We start from the raw sequence: 1,609 nt of genomic DNA, 5'->3' as shown, positions 1-1,609 counted from the left end.
AAACGCCGGGCCGCGGCCTTGTCCCGCCGGTTCTGCACGAGGATGTCAAGGACGGCGCCGTCGGCGTCGACGGCCCGCCACAGGTACTTCGACTCGCCGTTGATCCTCACGAAGACCTCGTCCAGGTGCCACTTGTCGCCCGGCCGGGGCCGCCGGCGGCGCAGGCCGTTCGCGTAGATCTGCCCGAACTTCGCGCACCGGCGCCGGACCGTCTCGTGGGAGACGAGCACACGGCGCTCGAGCATCAGCTCCTCGACCTCGCGGAAGCTGAGCGGGAAACGGAAGTACAGCCACACGCAGTGCGCGATCACCTCGACCGGGTACCGGTGCCGCTTGTACGACGGCGACGCGGACGACACGAGCGAACCCCTCCCCGGCACAACCAACTCCAAGATCATCCCAGGCCGGTTAGCCAACGTGACAACGCCCGCTGCGGGTGTGCGATGTGGCGGTGTGGATGGGGCACCGGGTGGAGGGGCACGCCTGTCCTCGTTGGCTTCGGCAGCGAAATTGCTCCTGCGGCGTTCTGGCGTGTGAGGGTGACGGACTTTACCAACTGTCGCTGGGGTGTGTATGGGACGTTCGTGTGGAGTGCTCCGGGGACGTGGGGGGAGGGGTGTGGACTCGTGGCCAGGGTGCCGCTGGCTTCGTTCATCTCCAGGAACAGCGTTTGTCGATAGGTTGCAGAGGCAGTTGGCGATCAATCGGCTCGGGAATGTCGACGAGAGATGACGGCACGTGTCCGGCCCCGGTGAAGGCTGGTCGATCTCGCGGAGCTGGCGATCGGTAGGTTGTGTCGTCGAACGTTGAGTCGCCTGTTCGAAGGGGTGGGGCCGGGGTGGAAGAGCCAGAGATCACGATCAAGCTCACCCGCGACGAAGCGACGATCCTGTCGGACTGGTTGGAACGGTTGCAGATGACCGATCTCAGCAACACGGTTGACGATCCGGCGGCATGGGCACCGATCCATCGGATCGCTGGCCAGTTGGACAAGATGCTGCCCGCGCTGTTCTTTCCCGACTATGACGTGCGGCTGGAGGAGGCCCGGCGCCGCCTGCGTCCGCTCGATGACGACAGCCAAGACTGAGCCGATCGAATCTCGCGACAGAGCAGGACTGCCCGCGAATGCGGGCCGGCCCGCCGCCCGTCAGGGCGGCAGGCCGTCGAATCAGGCAGCAGCGGATGTCAGCCGGCCTTGGCGGGTTCCTCAGCTCGAGCTCGGGTGCTGGCGAGGCGATAGGAGTCGGTGCCGGTCTCGATGATGGTGCCGTTGAACGTGAGCCGGTCGACGACGGCCGCGCAGAGGCGGGGGTCGGTGAAGGTCTTGGTCCAGCGTGCGCCGTGAGGCGCTTCGTTGTATCCCCGACGCAGTCGGGACGAACTTGGAGGGAGGTTCTTGGGTCGCCGGGCTTACTTGAGCGCGAAAGCGTGAGGGGACAACAGCATGCTCGGAAAGTGGTGTCCGTCTGGAGGCGTCCAGGGCGGGGTGCCGCAAGACCCACGCGATATGGCTAAGAGGTCCTAACAGAAGTTGTTGATCAAATAACCATCGGCCTGTCTGCTCGTTGGTTGGGTCGTGGGGAAACGTCAGTCGCGGCCGTGGATCGTG

At 65.4% G+C, this 1,609-nt stretch carries 2 protein-coding genes and 1 pseudogene; 1 reads left to right on the top strand and 2 read right to left on the bottom strand.

Annotation, left to right across the window (positions count from 1 at the left end):
* A partial coding sequence (locus tag ACZ62B_RS39070) for an IS6 family transposase (RefSeq protein WP_469694019.1) occupies positions 1-359 on the bottom strand: 359 nt, incomplete at its 3' end.
* A gap of 479 nt (positions 360-838) precedes the next feature.
* On the opposite strand from ACZ62B_RS39070, the gene ACZ62B_RS39065 reads away from it, so the two are divergent.
* Positions 839-1,087 carry a hypothetical protein gene (locus tag ACZ62B_RS39065; protein ID WP_361410229.1) on the top strand — a complete coding sequence of 83 codons (249 nt, stop codon included), beginning with the start codon at positions 839-841 and terminating at the stop codon, positions 1,085-1,087.
* A gap of 98 nt (positions 1,088-1,185) precedes the next feature.
* On the opposite strand, the pseudogene ACZ62B_RS39060 reads toward ACZ62B_RS39065, so the two are convergent.
* Positions 1,186-1,332, bottom strand: a pseudogene (locus ACZ62B_RS39060) (ATP-binding protein); the annotation flags it as partial.
* Positions 1,333-1,609: the final 277 nt, after the last annotated feature.

Source organism: Streptomyces sp. NPDC053426 (assembly GCF_055585405.1).
The sequence above is the reverse complement of the archived record's forward strand: the minus strand, read 5'-3'. Positions and strand labels throughout refer to the sequence as shown.